The sequence below is a fragment of the Amycolatopsis sp. genome, assembly GCF_035276945.1.
GTDB lineage: Bacteria > Actinomycetota > Actinomycetes > Mycobacteriales > Pseudonocardiaceae > Amycolatopsis_E.
The window spans coordinates 118,722-135,641 of sequence record NZ_DATELF010000020.1; the positions used below are offsets into that span (position 1 = coordinate 118,722).

Below are 16,920 nucleotides of genomic sequence, written 5' to 3' on the forward strand. Positions count from 1 at the left end.
CCCACGTGATGGACACAACGCCCTCACCTGGTTACATTTCACCAACAACCGGAACCGCGCAGTAAGAAATAACATGAGGTTTCCGGCGCGTACGCGGTACTGCCGAGTGCCGGGGCGCCCGCCCCGGTGACGGCCTGGCCATCGCCCGCGAGTCCACCTCCCGCGACCCGCGAGTCCAGCTTTCGCGACCCGCGAGTCCACCTCCCGCGACCCGCGAGTCCGGAACGTCCGGCTACCGGGCCGCGATGCTGTGCATCTCCGGCAGGTAGATCAGGGCGTCGAAAGCCGACACGACGTCCACTTCGGAGTACAGGTGCGCGTGGCGGATGCTCGTCGGCCCGGCGGTCGACCGGAGGGCCCGAAGGTTCACGAGGCTCGGGCCCCGGCCGGACAGGGCGTGCTCCGCGCTACGGGGCGCGGGATCGTCGAGCGGCTGCTCGTACACCCGGAACCCGAGCCGTTCGTCCTGGTCCGGCCGGACGCCCGTGGTGGTGCCGGTGCCGGCCGTCAGCGCGAGGGCGAAGTAGTCGTCGCCGAGTTCGGCGGCGAGGTGAGTGCCCATGGACGGCGTGACCGCGGTGGGCATCAAGCGGACCGGCACGCGCTGCAGGTGTCCATTATGGACCATAAGGACGATCCTGGCGTCGCCCAGCAGCCGGACGGTCTGCGCCATATAGGTGTCCCGGGAACTGCTCTGCAGGACCGGGGCCCGGCCGGCCATCAGGTCGGAAAGTTCGCGCAGATACGTGTCCACCCGGAGGGCGCCACGAGCGTGGTGCAAGGCCACGGCGGAATCGGGACAGACCGGTGCCAGTGACTCCAGGTGCGCGACCAGCCGCGCGAGTGCCGCCATCGCCGCGTCCCGCTGGGGCTGTTCGAGCGAGTTGTACCGGGCAGGCGCGAGCGCGTTGCTGGCCGCGGAGTACGGCTCGGTGCGGGCGATCGCTTCGTCCACGAAGGACACTGCCTCCGGAGCCTTGTGCTCCAAGTATTTCCGGACTTCCGCCAGCGCGGGCAGTGGCGAACCTCCCGAACCCGGCACGTCCAGCCCGGCGAAACGCACACCGCCCTGCGCGCGAAGCCAGGTGAGCATCTCGCGCACCTCGGCCGATTCGCCGAGCGTGAAGGTGAACCCGTGGCGGCCGATGTCCTCGACGTCGCCGGGACCTCCGTGTAGCCACTCGTCGACAAGACGGCCTTCGGCGAAGCCCGACTCGAAGCCGAGCACGGTGAAACCCCTGCGCTCGACCAGGAACCGCAGGATCCGGTCCCGCATCTCGCCGAACTCACGGATGTGGTGGTTGTTCTCGCCGATCGCCACGATCCGCGCATCGCCGATCAACTCACCGAGCGGTTCGAGGTCGTCCAGATCGAAGGCGTTGTACGGCAGCATTGTCCGGAAGCTACGCGGTCCGCGCGGCCCCGGCCACACGTTTTCCGGCGTACAGGTAGCCCAGGTAGCCGAACGCAACGACGATCATCAAGTTAACGACGTGCGCGAGCCAGGAAACCCGCGGCACCCGGGACAGCGGGAAGGCGACGCCGACCACGCAGACCAGCCCGGCCGTCCACAGCGGCACCAGACGAGTTCTCGCCAGCCCGGCGCCGATCAGGAGCAGGGCGAGCGGGAACAGCGGAGCGGACCAGTAGTAGACCACGTTCGACTCCAGCCCGGATGCCGACAGCACTGCCGTCGAGTCGTGACGCGTCCAGTGCATCGTCTCCTCGAACAGGCCGCGCGCACTGATCGTTGCCCCGCCGATCGCGCCGTACACCAACACCAGCAGCACCAGGCCCGAGTACACCGGCATCCGCACGCGCAAGGTGTCCAGGACGCCGAGCAGCCCAGCGATCCAGAACACGAGAGAGAGCACGATCAGTGCGCCGGCGGTGGCACCGTAGCTGCCGTTCGGCAGCCAGAAGAACGTGGACAGCACGAACAGAACCGGTCCGATCATCAGGCAGACCCCGTGCAGCCCGGGCAGGAAACGCGTTTTCCGTGGCGCCAACGTAGTTCACGGCGTCCGGTTCGTCGGTAGGGCCAGCCGCCGTATCGGGGGTCGGGCTCACCCCACACGAAAGCCGGACTCGCCCGACACGAAACCCCGACTCGCCCGACACGAAACCCCAACTCACCCGACGCGAAAGCCCGACTCGCGCGGCGCGAAAACCCAACTCGCCCATCGCGAAAGCCCGACTCGCCTGGCGCGAAAGCCCGACTCACCTGGCACGAAACCCCGACTCGCCCAACGCGAAACCCCAACTCACCCGACACAAAAGCCCGACTCGCGCGACACAAAACCCCGACTCGCGCGACACGAAAGCCCGACTCGCGCGGCGCGAAAGCCGGACTCGCCCAACGCGAAAGCCCGACTCGCGGGGGGTCAGGTTTTTTCGAGGTATTCGGCGCTGTCGGTGTCGATGACGGCGGAGACGAGGTGGGCGAGGCCGAGATGGTTGCCCAGAGCTGGATCATCGGCGACTATTTCCTGGGCCCGGGCGCGGGCCTCGGCGATGACCTCCTCGTCGCGCAGCAGCGAAAGGAGTTTCAGGCCGGAGCGGCTGCCGGACTGCGCCGAGCCCAGGATGTCGCCCTCCCGGCGCAGTTCGAGGTCCAGCCTGGACAGTTCGAAACCGTCCGTTGTGGACTCCACCGCGGCCAGCCGGTCCCGGGTCGACGTGCCCTCCGGGACCTCGGTGACCAGCAGGCACAGGCCGGGCACGTCGCCACGGCCGACCCGGCCGCGCAACTGGTGCAACTGGCTCACACCGAACCGTTCCGCGTCCAGGACGACCATCATGGTCGCGTTCGGCACGTTCACGCCGACCTCGATCACGGTGGTGGCCACGAGCACGTCCCGCTTCCCGCCGGCGAAGTCGCGCATCACCGCGTCCTTCTCGTCGCTGGGCAGCCGCCCGTGCAGCACGCCCAGCCGGAGGTCCGACAGCGGCCCGCTGGACAGTTCCTCCGCCATGTCGAGCACCGCCAGCGCCGGCCGCTTGTCACCGCCGTTCTTCGCCGGGGGTTCGTCGCCGATCCGGGGACACACCACATAGGCCTGGTGCCCCTTGCCGACCTCCTCGACGACCCGCTGCCACACCCGGTCCAGCCAAAACGGCTTCTCCGACACCGGCACCACGGTGGTGGCGATCGGCGAACGCCCGGCCGGCATCTCCCGCAGCGACGAGGTTTCCAGGTCGCCGTACACCGTCATCGCGACCGTGCGCGGGATCGGGGTCGCCGTCATCACCAGCACGTGCGGGCTGGTGAAGTTGGCACCCCTGGACCGCAGCGCGTCCCGCTGCTCGACGCCGAACCGGTGCTGCTCGTCCACCACGACGAAACCCAGATCGGCGAAGGAGACCGAATCCTGGATCAGCGCGTGCGTGCCCACCACGATGCCGGCCTCGCCGCTGGCGGTGTCCAGCAGCGCCTGCTTGCGTTCCCTGGCCGGTAACGACCCCGTCAGCAGCGTCACCTTCGTCGCCTCTTCGGCCGCGCCCAGTTCCCCCGCCGCGCCCAGGTCTCCGAGCATTTCCCGCAGGGATCGGGCGTGCTGCGCGGCCAGCACCTCGGTGGGTGCGAGCATCGCGCACTGCCGTCCGGAGTCCACGACCTGGAGCATCGCGCGCAGGGCCACAACCGTCTTGCCGCTGCCCACCTCGCCCTGGAGCAGCCGGTTCATCGGATGCTGCCCGGACAGGTCGTGTTCGATCTTCGCCCCCACCTCGCGCTGCCCCGCGGTGAGCTCGAAGGGCAGCCGCCGGTCGAAGGCGTCGAGCAGACCGCCGGGCTTGCGCGGGCAGGCCCGCGCGAGCCGGGAAACCGCGGAGTACCGGCGTTGCGCGAAGATCAGCTGCACCGCCATCGCCTCGTCCCACTTGAGGCGGCGGTGCGCGGAGGCGATCGCGCCGCGGTCGACCGGGCGGTGGACCGCATGGAGGGCGTCGAAGAGATCCATCAGCCCGTACCTGGCCAGCAGCTCCGACGGCATCGGGTCCTCTTCGCGCTCCAAAGTGGCCAGGATCTGGCGCACACAATGGGCGATCCCCCAGGACGGAAGCCCGGAAGCCGCCGGGTAGACCGGGATCAGCTCGCCCACGAAGTCGTCCACCGCGCCCGCGTCGTCGCTGTCGAGCAGCTGGTACTCGGGGTTGGCCAGTTGCAGTGTCTTGCGGAACACGTTGACCTTGCCCGCGAACAATCCGATGCGGCCGACGCGGAGCTCCCGGTCCCGCAGCGTGTTGTTGCCGAAAAAGGCGCAGGAGACCCTGCGGTTGCCGTCGCTGATCACCATTTCGGTGAGCCAGCCGGGCTTGTTGCGCATCCGCCGCTTCTCGACCTTCTCGACCCTCGCCATCACGGTGGCGTGCTCGCCGATCTCCAGGCCGGCGATGTCGGTCAGCTCGCCGCGTTCGGCATAGCGGCGCGGGTAGTGGCGGAGCAGGTCGCCCACCGTGTGCAGGCCGAGCTGCTCGCCCAGCGCCTTGGCCGTCGACTTGCCGAGCAGCATCGTCAGCTTGTCACCCAGAACGGTCATCTCACTCCACCCCGATCAGCAGCACGGCGTCGGTCTGGCCACCGGGGTAGCTCACGAGCTCCACCTCGGGCCGCCCGGCCCGCAACCGGTCCGCGAGCTCTTCGGCCAGCCCCTCGGGCGCGGCCTCCCCGGTCAGCACGGTGACCAGTTCGCCGCCGGCGCCGAGCATCCGGTTCAGCACGGTCATGGCCGCGGTGACCAGGCAAGCCGCCCGGTCGACTTCCGGCCGCCGCGCGGCCGGCTCGACGAGCACGACCTCGCCGTCGACGAAGCCGATCAGGTCACCGGGATGTGCCCGCCCCACCCAGGTTATCGATTCCTCCTGCGCCACAACGAGTTCGCCTCGCCTGGTGGCCGCGGCCGCCTCGGCCATCGCCACCACGTCGTCGTTCGCGCGCCGGGCCGGATCGTGTACGGCGAGGGCGGCCAGCACCTGGACCGGTGACATGCACGGGATCACCACGACGTCCCGGTCGCCGATCATCGGGTGGCCCGCCGTGTCGTCCGCCGCCGTGGTCAGTTCCGGACCACCGGCGAGCACGGTGACATGCCCGACGGCGCGCTCGACGATCAGGCCGAGCAACTCCTCCACGCTCGGCACGGCGCCCGAGGGCACCGCTAGCACGGCGACGCCCTCGGCACGCAGCAGTTCGGCCAGGCCTTCGCCGTGCACCACCGCCGCCACCTCGCGGTCCGGCCCCGCCGGCTCCAGCGGGGTGGGCGTGACCAGCGGCTCGACCCGGATCCGGCGGGGGCGGCCGTGGTCCAGACCAGCCTCGATGGCCGCGCCGATGTCCGCGCAGTGCACGTGGACCGCGTAGCCACCCATGCCGTCGCCGGCCACCGTCACGCTGTCACCGAGCCCGCTCAGCGCGCGGCGGAACGCCGACAGGTCGGGCTCACCCTCCAGGACATACATGACCTCCCACGCGTACGGCGCGGGCTCGGCGTCCGCGAGCGGCGCCGTTTCTCGGGCCGGGACGGGCTCGACGGAAGTGCCGTTGGCCACGGCGGCCAGCGCGTCGAGCACCGCGACCAGGCCGCGGGCACCGGCGTCCACCACCCCGGCCGAAGCCAGCACCGGCAACTGCTGCGGGGTCTGTTCCAGCGCCTCCGACGCGGCCTTCGCGGCGACCTTGACGACATCGCCCAGCGGGTGCGGCTCACCGGACACCGCGTCCGCGACCGCGTGCATGACGGTCAGCATCGTGCCCGCCACCGGCCGCGCGACCGCCTCCGTGGCCACCTTGTCCGCGTGCACGAGCGCCTTCGCCAGCGTGGGCCCGTCCAACTCCCCGGCCTCCCGCGCGGCCTCGGCCAGACCACGCAGCACCTGGGAGATGATCACCCCGGAGTTGCCCTTGGCCGCGTGCAGCGCGCCGCGGGCGAGCACGGCCAGCGCCTGCCCCGCCCCGCTCACCCCGGGCTCGGCCGCCAGCGCCTGGCTCGCGCCGGTCATCGTGTGCAGCAGGTTCGACCCGGTGTCGGAGTCGGCGACGGGGTACACGTTGATCCCGTTGATCGCCGGGCGCAGCACGTCGAGGCTGTGCACGCAGGCCCACGCCCAGGCCTGCACCGCCGCCTTGTCCACTCCTGCCTCCTCCCAGGTCAGCCCCAGGGTAGCGACCCGGTCCGACAGTTACCGGGAGCACTGGTTACCATGGTCGGGCTTTGACTTTCCCTATTGGTTGAGGAGTTCGACGTGGCTGCCGTGTGCGACGTCTGTGGCAAGGGACCCGGCTTCGGTAAGTCGGTCTCACACTCCCACCGGCGTACCAACCGCCGGTGGAACCCGAACATCCAGACCGTGCACGCCAAGATCGGTCTGTCCCAGCGCAAGCGCCTGAACGTGTGCACCTCGTGCATCAAGGCGGGCAAGGTCGTCCGCGGGTAACCGCGCAGGGCTGGGTGGCGAGTGCTCGCGGAGAGCGCTCGCCATTTTTTCGTGCCGATGACTACGGGAGCTTCCAGTCGACCGGGGTCGCGCCCTGCTTGGCCAGAAGGTCGTTGGCCCGCGAGAAGGGGCGTGAGCCGAAGAAGCCGTTGTGCGCCGACATCGGGCTCGGGTGCACCGACTCGACCGCCGGGTAACCGCCCAGCAGCGGCTTGAGGCTGCGCGCGTTACTGCCCCAGAGGATGGCGACCAGCGGCTTGCCGCGTGCGGCCAGCGCCCGGATCGCCTGCTCGGTGACCTCTTCCCAGCCCTTGCCCTTGTGGGAGTTCGGGGAGCCGGGCCGGACGGTCAGCGCCCTGTTGAGCAGCAGCACGCCCTGCTCGGTCCACGGGGTGAGATCCCCGTTCGACGGCGTCGGGTGGCCGAGGTCCTCGCAGTACTCCTGGTAGATGTTGATCAAACTCTTCGGCAGCGGCCGGACGTCCGGCGCGACCGCGAAACACAACCCGATCGGATGGCCCGGTGTGGGATACGGGTCCTGCCCGACGATGAGCACCTTCACCTCGTCGAACGGCTGCTTGAACGCCCGCAGCACGTTCTCCCCCGCCGGCAGGTACTTCCGCCCCGCCGCGATTTCGGCGCGCAGGAATTCCCCCATCGCCGTGATGCGCCCCTCGACGGGGGCGAGCGCCTCTGCCCAACCTGGATCGATGATCTCCTGCAACGATTTCGCCACGGCCCGCACTTTAGCGGTGGCCCGCCCGGCTCCGGACAGCGGCGCGGTGTCCGTCGTTGAGGGTGGTGGGAGAGGGGCGTGCCCTAGGGAGCCAACCGCCGCAACTGCTCACGGAACAACTGCGCGCGCCGCACGTAGCTGTCGACCACCCGCTGGATCGCCTCCGGCCCGAACGAGGAGTTCGGCCGCGTCCTGGCGGGCACGCCGAGCGCGATGTGCCCGGCGGGGACATGAGACCGGTAGGACAGCACCGCGCCGGCGCCGACCATCCCGCCGTCCTCGATGACACTCCCGTTGAGCACCACCGATCCGGACGCGATGAGGCAGCCGGTGCCGATGGTCGCGCCCTCGACGTGCACCGCGTGTCCCACGGCCGAATCCGGGCCGAGGATCGTCGGTTCCTGCCGGGTGCAGTGCACGACGCACCCGTCCTGGACGTTCGACCGCTCGCCGATCTCGATGTAGCCGTGGTCACCGCGGAGCACCGTCTGCGGCCACACCGAGGCGAACGCGGCGATGCGCACGTCCCCGATGACCGTGGCGTCCGGATGAACATAGGCCTGCGGATGGATCTGGGGCTCGAGATCGCCCAGGGCGTAGATGGCCACGAAACCTCCAACTCACGTCTGGTCAGATTGGACCACGCTCATGCTCGGGCGGCGAGAACCGGGTCCACCTGGCCACGAGGACGATCCCGTCGACTGTCCACAAGCGACAGACAGCTCCACCGTGTACTCCGCTACCGTGAGAGATCCTTGGCGAAGCAGACGCAGTCCGCCGAGTCCTTGTAAACCCCGAAAGCCAGTATTTCGCGATAACCGGAGGACCGGTAGAGGCTGATCGCCTCCGGCTGCATCGTGCCGGTTTCCAGCACCACGCGGGAATGCCCGGCCACCGCCGCGGTGCGCTCGAGTTCGGCGAGCACGCCTCGCGCGAATCCGTTGCCCCGCGCGGAGGCGACGACATACATGCGCTTGATCTCGGCATCGTGGTCGTGCGCCCGCCAGCCACCGCAGGCAACCGGCACCTCGTCGAGAAAGCCGATCACGAAAAGCCCTTGCGGCGGCGCGAATTCGGCCGGATCCACCGGCGTGATGTCCGGCTCCCCGTAGCGGACGACGTATTCCTGCTGGACTTCGGCGATCAGCTTCCGGGCGTCGGGGTCGTCGTAGGGCACCACGCGGAGATCCATGTACCCATCATCGCCAGTGCTCCCAACCCGTTTCCTCGTGATACGGCTCACCGTTCACCGTGACGCCGGACTCGGTCACCAGCCCGATCTTCCGCCAGCCGTCGGGAACCTCCACGTAGGGCGGGAAGGTCGCCGCCAGCGCGTGGTCTTCCCCACCCGTCAGCACCCACCGCAGCGGATCGGCACCGAGCGCGCTGCCGACCTCGACGAGCCTGCGGGGCACATCGAGAAGTCCGGCGCGCACGTCGATGCCGACCTTCGAGGCCTCGGCGATATGCCCGAGATCGGCCAGCAGCCCGTCCGAAACGTCGATCATCGCGGTGGCGCCCGCCTGTGCCGCCGCCGGGCCGGCCGCGTACTCCGGCTCCGGCACGCGGTGGGCGTTGACGACGTTGACCGGCGAACGGAACCCGCGGCCGAGCACGGCGAGTCCCGCGGCCGCCCAGCCGAGCCTGCCGTGGACCGCCACGACGTCTCCGACACGCGCTCCGGAACGGGTCACCGGGGCACACCCCGCGAGGTCGCCGAGTGCGGTGACGCTCACCACCAGTTGATCGGCCCGCACCATGTCCCCGCCGGAAACCCCGGCACCCGCCCGCTCCGCCTCCGCCCACATGCCGTCCGCGAGCCTGGTGATCACCTCCGCGGGCGTATCGGCCGGACAGGCGAGCCCGACCAGAACCGACGTCGGCGCCGCGCCCATGGCGGCGACATCGGCCAGGTTGGCCGCGACGGCCTTGCGCCCCACCTGCTCCGGCGTCGACCAGTCGAGCCGGAAGTGCACGCCCTGCACCAGCACGTCCGTGGTGGCCACCACCCGGCGGTCGGGCGCGGCGATCACCGCGGCGTCGTCGCCGGGGCCGAGCAACGTGGTCTCCGGTTGTCTTCGGTTCTCCGTCACGGCGCGGATCAGCCCGAACTCGCCGAGCGCGGCGACCGTCTCGCCCGAGGCTCCGTCAGCGTGGCTCATGCCGCCCTCCTGCTTTTGGTCGGAAAGTCGGATTGCCTATCGTCATTAGGCGTGGGGTAGGTTCTTCGCACGTTCCTACCTTGAATTCGGTGGAGAAGACGAAGGGGCGCGCCGTGGTTCACGCATACATCCTCATCCAGACCGAAGTCGGCAAGGCCGCCGCGGTCGCGACGGAGATCGCGGCCATCCCCGGTGTCGCCAGCTCCGAGGACGTGACCGGGCCCTACGACGTCATCGTCCGGGCCGAAGCGGACAACGTGGACCAGCTCGGGCAACTCGTCGTCGCCAAGGTTCAGGGTGTGGAGGGAATCACCCGCACCCTGACCTGTCCCGTGGTCCATCTGTGACGATCGCCCCCGGGAAACCCGTGCCCGCACAAGACACCGGAGCACCGCCGCGACGCCTGATCGTCCTCGCCTCGATCGTCGCCGCCGTGCTGGCGGCGGGCGTCGCGGTCGTCGCGGTCTTCGCCCCCTCGAACGAGCCGTCCAGGGACCAGCTGGCCGTGCCGTCCGTGCCCGCGCCCCAGGCGAACGAGCCGGCCTGCGGCACCTTGCTGGCCGCGCTCCCGCCCGAACTGACCTCCAAGGGCACCGAACTCGGCCGCCGCGAGCTGGCCGCCCCGGCTCCCCCGGCGACCGTGGCCTGGGGCCAGCCCGATGCGATCGTGCTGCGGTGCGGTCTGGAACGGCCGTCGGAGCTGACGCCGAGCACGCAGCTGCGGGCGGTGTCCGGGGTGGAGTGGCTGCCGGTGGCGGGCCAGGGCACCTCGACCTGGTACATCGTCGACCGGGCCGTCTACATCGCGCTGACCGTGCCCGACTCGGCGGGAACCGGGCCGCTGCAGGAGATTTCCGACACCGTCGCGGCCACGCTGCCGCAGGTGCCGCCACGGTTCGGCTGATCGCCTCTTCCGGGGGTGCGGCCGCCTACCGCAGGCCCGTGCCCCTGGCCAGCGCGGTGTCGACGAGCGTGGTCACCAGCGTCCGGTAATCGACGCCGGTGACCTGCCACATCTTGGGGTAGGCCGAGGTCGAGGTGAAGCCGGGCATGGTGTTGACCTCGTTGATGGTCGGCGTGCCGTCCTCTCCGACGAAGAAGTCCACCCTGGCCAGGCCCTGGCAGTCCAACGCCTCGAACGCCCGCACCGCCAGCGCCTGCAGCCGCTCGGTGACCACGTCGTCGAGCTTCGCCGGGATGTCGAGTTCGGCTTCCTCACCGAGGTACTTGGTCTCGAAGTCGTACCACGCGTCGGCGTCTTCGGAGAGCACCCGGATTTCCGCCGGCAGCGACGCCTCGACCCGGCCGTCCGGGAACTCCAGCACCCCGCACTCGACCTCGCGACCCACCACCGCGGCCTCGACGAGCACCTTCGGGTCGGTCCGGCGGGCGAGCGCGATCGCGGCGTCCAGGCCGGCCCAGTCGGTCACCTTGCTGATCCCGATCGACGAGCCCGCCCTGGCCGGCTTGACGAACACCGGGAGCCCGAGCCGCTCCCGGTCCTCGTCGTCCAAAGTCGACCGTCCACGGCGGAGAGCCGCGTACCGGCCCACCGGAAGCCCTTCCGCGGCAAGGAGTTTCTTCGCGTACTCCTTGTCCATCGCGACGGCGCTGGCCAGCACTCCGGCGCCCACATACGGGATACCGGCCATCTCCAGCAGTCCCTGGATCGTGCCGTCCTCGCCGAACGCCCCGTGCAGCACGGGGAACACGACATCCACGCCCCCGAGCGCCTCCGCGCCGGGCTCGACACTGACCAGCTCGCGCAGCGTTGGGTCACCGGCGAGCACCAGCGCCTTTCCGTCGCTCACCGACGGCAGCTCGCGGCCACGGATGGCCAGTGCCGCCGGGTCCGAGTCGCCCAGCACCCAGCCGCCTTCGGGGGTGATGCCGATCGGCACGACCTCGAAGCGGTCGGGATCGAGATTGGCCAGCACACTGCCCGCCGACACACAGGAGATGGTGTGCTCGGTGCTGCGGCCGCCGAACACCACGGCCACCCGCGTCTTCCGTGCGCTCATGCCATTGTCCTCCGCGAGTCCGCGCGCGACCGCGATCGTGCCGCCGGGCCGCGCGCTCCGGTCACCGTGGCTGCCGCGACCTGCCCCGAGCTACGCATGACTCCGCACACTACCGGTGACTCAACACAACAGATCCACGAGCACGTCCAGCGCGTCGCGCAACGCCTCGCGAGAACACCCCGCGTATCCGATCGCGATACCGAAAGTGCTCGGTGTGCCGGCGAAATGCCAGCCCAGGCCGTCGAGCCGGATCCCGCGTGCCCGCGCCGCGGCGAGCCGCTTCCGTTCCTCCTCGGCCGAGGCGAGCGGTACGACCAGGTACGCGCCGGCGTCGTCACCGAGCACGCGGATGCCCGCCGAGGACAACGCGGCGACCAGCAGCGAACGGCGCTCGGCCAGTGCGCGGCGGAGTTTACGCAGGTGACGGCCGAGATCGCCGTGCCGGGCCAGCTCGACGAGCACCCGCTGCCCGGCCGGTGACGGGCGGACGCTCGTGCCGTCCCGGTAGGCCAGCACCGCGGAGGTGACCGCGGTGGGCGCGACCATCCAGCCCGCACCCAGCGTGGGCGTGAGGATCTTGCTCGTGGTGCCCAGATGCACGACCACGTCCGGGGCGAGCGCGGCCAGCAGGGGCAGCGGCGCGACGTCGAAGCGCAGTTCGCCGTCATAGTCGTCCTCGATGACCAGCATGTTCTCCGCGCGGGCCCGCTCGACCAGCTCCACCCGGCGAGCCGCGCTCATCCGGGTGCCCATCGGGTACTGGTGCGCGGGCGAGCAATAGACCGCGCGCACACCCGCCGGAACCGCGTCCGGCCGCAGGCCCTCTTCGTCCACCGGCACACCGGTGACGCGCAGGCCCCCCGCGGTCAGTGCCCGCATCGCCCGCTGGTAACCGGGTTCCTCCATGGCCACGACGTCGCCCGCGTCGAACACCGCGCTGGCCAGCTCCGCCACCGCGGCGCTGGTGCCGCCGGTGGCCAGCACGGAAGCCGTGCCGACCACCAGGCCCCGGTGCCGCAGCAGATGTTCCGCGATCGCCGCCCGGTACTCGGGCAGCCCGGCGCTCGGGGCGCGCACCAGCGGTGGCGTGTCCGCGGCGGCACGCCAGGCGCGACGCCACGCCGCCCGGTCGACCCCCGCCGCCCAGGGCGCGCCGGGGGTGAGGTCGAGAAGTGCGTCCGGTTCGGGCACTCCGCCCAGAACCGCTTTGCGCACCGGACGGTCGCTCGGCGGCGAAGTGGTGACGTAGGTACCGGAGCCGTGCCTGCCCGAGATCCAGCCCTCGGCGTGCAGTTGCTCGTACGCGGCGGAAGTGACGGTGCGGCTTACGCCGAGCCGCTGCGCGAGCGCGCGGGTGGACGGCAGGCGATCGCCGCCGCGCAAGTGCCCGCCGGCGGCGGACTTGCGGAGCGCGTCGGCGAGTTGCACCGCCAGCGGCACGCCGGAATCGCGGTCGAGGGTGACGGGGAGGGCGGTAGGCACAAGTGGACTTTCTCATTGATCCAACAGTGGCTCTTTGACAAGGCCACTATACGAGGAAGGCTCGGCGTATGACCACGCTTTCGCCCACCCATCGCAGCACCCTGACCCGGAAGAAGGACCGCGCCGCCACCGACCGCGCGGCCCTGTACGAAGTCCTCGACGAGGCCCTGATCTGCCATTTGGGCCTGGTGCTCAACGGTTCGCCGGTCGTGCTGCCCACCGGGTACGGCCGCGACGGCGACACCCTTTACCTGCATGGTTCGCCCGGCTCCGGAAACCTGCGCGCGGCCATGACGGGAATCGACGTGTGCGTCACCGTCACGCTGGTGGACGGAATCGTCTACGCGCGCTCCCTCAACCATCATTCGATGAACTACCGCAGCGCGATCATCCACGGCGCGGCACGCCTCATTGACAACGAGGACGAAAAAATGCACGGCCTCCACGTGGTTTCCGAACATCTCGCCCCGGGTTCGTGGGACCACGCTCGTGCCGTCAACCGCAAGGAGTTCGCGGGAGTCAGCGTGCTCGCCTTGGATCTCGCCGAGGCGTCGGTCAAGGTCCGCGCCGGCGAGCCGATCGACGATCCCGAGGACGTCGCCACGGGAACCGCGTGGGCCGGAGTCCTGCCGGTCCGCACGACCTTCCGCGCCCCGATTCCGGCCGGCTACATCCCGGCGGACACGCCGATTCCGCCACACGTGACGGAACGTTGTCGAGCCGGGCAGCGGCGCCGCTGACTGTCACGCGACGCGAAACCGGAACTCGCCTGTCACAAAAGCCCGACTCGCCTGTCACAAAAGCCCGACTCGCCTGTCACGAAAGGCCGACTCGCCTGTCGCGAAAGGCCGACTCGCGCGTCGCGAAAGGCCGACTCGCGTGTGGGGGTCAGGCGCGGACCGGGCCGGTGAGGGGGTCGAGGTGGTAGGGGCGCATCGCGCGGCCGCCCGAGCGGTAGACGTGGATGCTGATCGCCGGGTCCGGGCCTTCGTTGCGGACCTGATGGACGTAGCCGGGGCCGAAGACCCGCGACTGGCCGGCCGCGAGCGCGTGCAGTTCGGTGATGGCGCGGCCGTCGGGGGCGCGGCGGGCGACCGTTTCGGTCAGGTGGCCGCTGACCACCGTGAAAGCGCCGGTGGACAGGGCGTGGTCGTGTAGATCGGTGTGCTGGCCGGGAAGCCAGCCCATCAGCCACACCTCCTGCTCCTCGTCCCGCGTCACCAAGGTGGAGAACCGCTGGTCAGGGTCGTAACGGAGCAGGTGCCGCCAGGTGTCGCGGTCGGCGGCGTAGGCCAGGGCGACGCGCACCGGGTGGCGCAGAACGGGCTTTTCGGTCAAAGCGACGGTGTTGTCCGGAACGGCGAACATGAAGAAAAGTGTCCTCGAAGCGGGAAGGGTCGGTCTCCAGGTTGGGGTGGATCACCGACAAGGACACAGCGCGCTGGCGACCCGGCGAAGGCCAAGCCAGCCTCGCCGTGCGGTACCGCCACGCGTCAACATGGGCTCCAGGAAACCAGCCCGGTCACGCCCGCGTCAACCGGGTTTCACTATCTGAACAGGATCAAAACCGCTTCCCCGCGCGTCCGCGCGCGACCGCGATCGGGTCGCCAGGGCGCTCGCGACGATGACGGGTCAGGACCACTCGTGCTTCTGCTGCCGGCCCAGCAGTTCCGCACCGACCTTGCGCGGGTCGACACCCTCGTGGCAGACCCGGTGCATGCCGTCGGTGATGGGCATGTCGACGCCCTGCGCCTGCGCGAGTTCCCGGATCGACGTGCAGGACATCACGCCCTCGGCGACCTGCCCGCCCGTGGCCGCCTGTGCCTGCTCCACGGTTTCACCACGCCCCAGCCGCTCCCCGAAGGTCCGGTTCCGCGACAGCGCGGACGAGCACGTGGCCACCAGGTCGCCGACCCCGGCGAGCCCGGCGAAGGTGAGCGGGTCCGCGCCCAGTTTCACCCCGAGCCGGGCCGTTTCGGCCAGCCCGCGGGTGATCAGCGTCGCCATCGTGTTGGCGCCGTAGCCCAGTCCGGCCGCCATCCCGCAGCTGAGCGCGATGACGTTCTTGCAGGCCCCGCCGAGCTCGCAACCGACCACGTCCGTGTTGGTGTAGGGCCGGAAATAGCCGGTGGAACTGGCGCGCTGGATCGCCACCGCCCGCTCGTGGTCCGTGCACGCCAGCACCGCACCGGCCGGCTGCTCCTGCGCGATCTCCCGTGCCAGGTTGGGCCCGGAGACCACCACCACCTCGTCCTGCCGTGCGCCGGCGACGTCGGCGACCACCTCGCTCATCCGCTTGAGGGTGCCCAGCTCGACCCCCTTGGCGAGGCTGACCAGGATCGCTCCGGGCGGCAGCAGCCCGCGCCACGCGGTGAGGTTCGCCCGCAGGCTTTGGCTCGGCACCGCGAGCACCACGGCTTGCGCGCCCTCCAGCGCGAGGCTCGCGTCGGCGGTCGCGGTCAGGCGCGCGGGTAACGCCACGCCCGGCAGGTAACGGGAATTGCCGTGCCGGTCGCGGATCTCCCCGGCGACCTCCGCCCGGCGGGCCCAGATCGTCACGTCCCGCCCGGCGTCGGCGAGCACCTTCGCGAAGGTCGTACCCCAGGAACCCGCGCCGAGGACCGCGATGCGCTGCACGTCCGCTCGTTCTTCGGGCAAGGCCGGCCGCCCCCTCACTTCGAGGTGGTGTCGTCGGCCGGGGGCTTCGTCGCCGGGGGCCGCTCGCCGCGGATGTCGGCCAGAAGTTCGGTCACCCGGTCCATCATCAACTCGGTCACCTCACGGAGCACGGCGGCGGTCGGCTCGGTGCCACGGTAGGCGGACAGGTCGATCGGTTCGCCTACCGAATGCGTGACCGTCCCGCGCGGGAAGAACCGCACCTTCTTCTTGTAGAAGTCGAGGATGTCCTGGGTGCCCCAGCGCGCGATCGGGATGACCGGCACGTCGTTCTCCAGCGCCAGCCGCGCGGCCCCGGTGAACGACCGCTTGGGCCAGTGGCCGGGCTCCTTGGTGACCGTGCCCTCCGGATAGATGACCACGATCTTGCCGTCGCGCAGCGCCTGGTGCGCCGCGCGCAGGCTGTCGCCCGCGCTCGCGGATCCCCGGTACACCGGGATGCCCCCGGAGCCGAGGAAGATCCTGCCGAAGACCGGCGCGCTGGCCACGCTGTCCTTGGCCATGAACCGCGGCACGCGCTTGTTCCGGTGCACGAACACCGCGTCCACCGCCGGGTCCATGTGCGAAACGTGGTTGAGCACCAGCAGCGCCGCGCCCTCCCGGGGAATCCGTTCGGCTCCCAGGTAGACACGCCGCGCGAGCCAGGTGACGGGGTAGAACAGGGCGGCGGCGGCTCCGACCCAGAAGCCACCCTTCTCGCGACCGGCCAAGACTCCTCCTGCTGTGGTGTGTACGGCTCTGAGTGATCCTAAGCCGCTTCGTCGGGAAAGATGGGGATGTGGCCATGGTGGATCTGCTCGTCCCGATGAAGCCGCCATACCTCGGCAAGTCCCGGTTGCGTGGCGCGGTCGACGAGGCGGCGCACGCCGATCTCGTGCTGGCGCTGGCCGCGGACACCCTCGCCGCGGCGAGCACGGTCGTGCGCCGGATCCTGGTGGTGGCCACCGATCCGTCCGCCGTCACCCGGTTGCGCGGGTTCGGCGCGGAGATCGCCGACGACGCCGGGGCACCCGACCTCAACTCCGCGCTGCGCCGGGGCGAGGCATTGCTGCGGGCCGCCGATCCGGACGCGGTGATCGGCGCGCTGCAGGCCGACCTGCCCGCGTTGCGCGCCGGGGAACTGGCCGCCGCGCTCGCCGAGGCGGCCGGGCGAAGAGCGTTCGTCGCCGACTCGGAAGGCACCGGCACAACGCTTCTGCTGTCCGCGGCGGGCGGGCCGCTCGATCCGCGCTTCGGGACCGGTTCCGCGGCCGCGCATGCCTCGTCGGGGGCGATCGCGGTCACGGTCACGGCTCCCAGCCTGCGACGCGACGTGGACACGCCGGCGGATCTGGCGGAAGCCGAGGAACTCGGCCTCGGCGAGCAGACCGCCGGACTGCTGTGGGAGAGGAGGGTCGCGTGAACCTTT

18 protein-coding genes are annotated in these 16,920 nt (G+C 70.6%); 5 read left to right on the top strand and 13 right to left on the bottom strand.

Annotation, left to right across the window (positions count from 1 at the left end):
• Positions 1-232: 232 nt before the first annotated feature.
• The 4 genes from VJT49_RS02705 to VJT49_RS02720 form a co-directional block, all read right to left on the bottom strand.
• A complete protein-coding gene (locus VJT49_RS02705; RefSeq protein WP_324162768.1) occupies positions 233-1,393 on the bottom strand; it encodes an erythromycin esterase family protein in 1,161 nt (386 codons plus the stop codon).
• Between the two features lie 10 nt (positions 1,394-1,403).
• Positions 1,404-1,958 (bottom strand): hypothetical protein, encoded by a 555-nt coding sequence (locus VJT49_RS02710; protein WP_324162771.1) that lies wholly within the window; start codon positions 1,956-1,958, stop codon positions 1,404-1,406.
• A 426-nt stretch (positions 1,959-2,384) separates the two neighbouring features.
• A complete protein-coding gene (recG, locus tag VJT49_RS02715; RefSeq protein ID WP_324162773.1) occupies positions 2,385-4,541 on the bottom strand; it encodes an ATP-dependent DNA helicase RecG in 2,157 nt (718 codons plus the stop codon).
• A gap of 1 nt (position 4,542) precedes the next feature.
• Positions 4,543-6,132: a DAK2 domain-containing protein gene (locus tag VJT49_RS02720; protein WP_324162775.1), complete on the bottom strand. Its 1,590-nt coding sequence runs from the start codon at positions 6,130-6,132 to the stop codon at positions 4,543-4,545.
• Between the two features lie 111 nt (positions 6,133-6,243).
• Between VJT49_RS02720 and rpmB the strand changes: the two genes are divergently transcribed.
• Positions 6,244-6,435, top strand: coding sequence for a 50S ribosomal protein L28 (gene rpmB / locus VJT49_RS02725; protein ID WP_324162777.1), 192 nt, complete (start codon positions 6,244-6,246; stop codon positions 6,433-6,435).
• Between the two features lie 61 nt (positions 6,436-6,496).
• Here the strand turns inward: rpmB and VJT49_RS02730 are convergent, their stop codons facing one another.
• From VJT49_RS02730 to VJT49_RS02745, 4 genes are all read right to left on the bottom strand, one after another.
• Entirely contained in the window at positions 6,497-7,171 is a 675-nt protein-coding gene (locus tag VJT49_RS02730) for a uracil-DNA glycosylase (protein WP_324162779.1), read from the bottom strand.
• 83 nt (positions 7,172-7,254) lie between these two features.
• The gene (locus VJT49_RS02735) at positions 7,255-7,779 is read right to left on the bottom strand and encodes a gamma carbonic anhydrase family protein (protein ID WP_324162781.1); all 525 of its coding nucleotides are present in this window, start codon (positions 7,777-7,779) and stop codon (positions 7,255-7,257) included.
• 131 nt (positions 7,780-7,910) lie between these two features.
• Positions 7,911-8,363 carry a GNAT family N-acetyltransferase gene (locus VJT49_RS02740; protein ID WP_324162783.1) on the bottom strand — a complete coding sequence of 151 codons (453 nt, stop codon included), beginning with the start codon at positions 8,361-8,363 and terminating at the stop codon, positions 7,911-7,913.
• Between the two features lie 7 nt (positions 8,364-8,370).
• Complete coding sequence (locus tag VJT49_RS02745) at positions 8,371-9,333, bottom strand: thiamine-phosphate kinase (protein WP_324162785.1); 963 nt, start codon at positions 9,331-9,333, stop codon at positions 8,371-8,373.
• A gap of 113 nt (positions 9,334-9,446) precedes the next feature.
• Here VJT49_RS02745 and VJT49_RS02750 point away from each other — a divergent pair, with 113 nt between their 5' ends.
• Positions 9,447-9,680 carry an Lrp/AsnC ligand binding domain-containing protein gene (locus tag VJT49_RS02750; protein WP_324162873.1) on the top strand — a complete coding sequence of 78 codons (234 nt, stop codon included), beginning with the start codon at positions 9,447-9,449 and terminating at the stop codon, positions 9,678-9,680.
• Positions 9,681-9,700: 20 nt separating this feature from the next.
• A complete protein-coding gene (locus VJT49_RS02755; protein ID WP_324162787.1) occupies positions 9,701-10,237 on the top strand; it encodes a DUF3515 domain-containing protein in 537 nt (178 codons plus the stop codon).
• Between the two features lie 25 nt (positions 10,238-10,262).
• Here VJT49_RS02755 and VJT49_RS02760 read toward each other — a convergent pair whose 3' ends face one another.
• Positions 10,263-11,354: a D-alanine--D-alanine ligase family protein gene (locus VJT49_RS02760; RefSeq protein WP_324162789.1), complete on the bottom strand. Its 1,092-nt coding sequence runs from the start codon at positions 11,352-11,354 to the stop codon at positions 10,263-10,265.
• Between the two features lie 120 nt (positions 11,355-11,474).
• Positions 11,475-12,836 (bottom strand): PLP-dependent aminotransferase family protein, encoded by a 1,362-nt coding sequence (locus VJT49_RS02765; RefSeq protein ID WP_324162791.1) that lies wholly within the window; start codon positions 12,834-12,836, stop codon positions 11,475-11,477.
• Positions 12,837-12,904: 68 nt separating this feature from the next.
• Here VJT49_RS02765 and VJT49_RS02770 point away from each other — a divergent pair, with 68 nt between their 5' ends.
• Complete coding sequence (locus VJT49_RS02770; protein WP_324162793.1) at positions 12,905-13,576, top strand: pyridoxamine 5'-phosphate oxidase family protein; 672 nt, start codon at positions 12,905-12,907, stop codon at positions 13,574-13,576.
• A gap of 148 nt (positions 13,577-13,724) precedes the next feature.
• Here the strand turns inward: VJT49_RS02770 and VJT49_RS02775 are convergent, their stop codons facing one another.
• The 3 genes from VJT49_RS02775 to VJT49_RS02785 form a co-directional block, all read right to left on the bottom strand.
• Positions 13,725-14,204 carry a cysteine dioxygenase family protein gene (locus tag VJT49_RS02775; RefSeq protein WP_324162795.1) on the bottom strand — a complete coding sequence of 160 codons (480 nt, stop codon included), beginning with the start codon at positions 14,202-14,204 and terminating at the stop codon, positions 13,725-13,727.
• A 264-nt stretch (positions 14,205-14,468) separates the two neighbouring features.
• Positions 14,469-15,494 (bottom strand): NAD(P)H-dependent glycerol-3-phosphate dehydrogenase, encoded by a 1,026-nt coding sequence (locus tag VJT49_RS02780; protein ID WP_324162797.1) that lies wholly within the window; start codon positions 15,492-15,494, stop codon positions 14,469-14,471.
• Between the two features lie 14 nt (positions 15,495-15,508).
• Positions 15,509-16,222, bottom strand: a complete 714-nt coding sequence (locus tag VJT49_RS02785; RefSeq protein ID WP_324162799.1) for a lysophospholipid acyltransferase family protein — start codon at positions 16,220-16,222, stop codon at positions 15,509-15,511.
• A 74-nt stretch (positions 16,223-16,296) separates the two neighbouring features.
• Between VJT49_RS02785 and cofC the strand changes: the two genes are divergently transcribed.
• The gene (gene cofC / locus VJT49_RS02790) at positions 16,297-16,914 is read left to right on the top strand and encodes a 2-phospho-L-lactate guanylyltransferase (RefSeq protein ID WP_324162875.1); all 618 of its coding nucleotides are present in this window, start codon (positions 16,297-16,299) and stop codon (positions 16,912-16,914) included.
• Positions 16,915-16,920 lie beyond the last annotated feature (6 nt).

Coding starts and splice junctions, on each gene's coding strand:
- VJT49_RS02705 (WP_324162768.1), bottom strand. CDS start 1,393: ATGCTGCCGTACAACGCCTTCGATCTGGACGACCTCGAACCGCTCGGT.
- VJT49_RS02710 (WP_324162771.1), bottom strand. CDS start 1,958: ATGATCGGACCGGTTCTGTTCGTGCTGTCCACGTTCTTCTGGCTGCCG.
- recG (WP_324162773.1), bottom strand. CDS start 4,541: ATGACCGTTCTGGGTGACAAGCTGACGATGCTGCTCGGCAAGTCGACG.
- VJT49_RS02740 (WP_324162783.1), bottom strand. CDS start 8,363: ATGGATCTCCGCGTGGTGCCCTACGACGACCCCGACGCCCGGAAGCTG.
- VJT49_RS02745 (WP_324162785.1), bottom strand. CDS start 9,333: ATGAGCCACGCTGACGGAGCCTCGGGCGAGACGGTCGCCGCGCTCGGC.
- VJT49_RS02760 (WP_324162789.1), bottom strand. CDS start 11,354: ATGAGCGCACGGAAGACGCGGGTGGCCGTGGTGTTCGGCGGCCGCAGC.
- VJT49_RS02770 (WP_324162793.1), top strand. CDS start 12,905: ATGACCACGCTTTCGCCCACCCATCGCAGCACCCTGACCCGGAAGAAG.
- VJT49_RS02775 (WP_324162795.1), bottom strand. CDS start 14,204: ATGTTCGCCGTTCCGGACAACACCGTCGCTTTGACCGAAAAGCCCGTT.
- cofC (WP_324162875.1), top strand. CDS start 16,297: ATGGTGGATCTGCTCGTCCCGATGAAGCCGCCATACCTCGGCAAGTCC.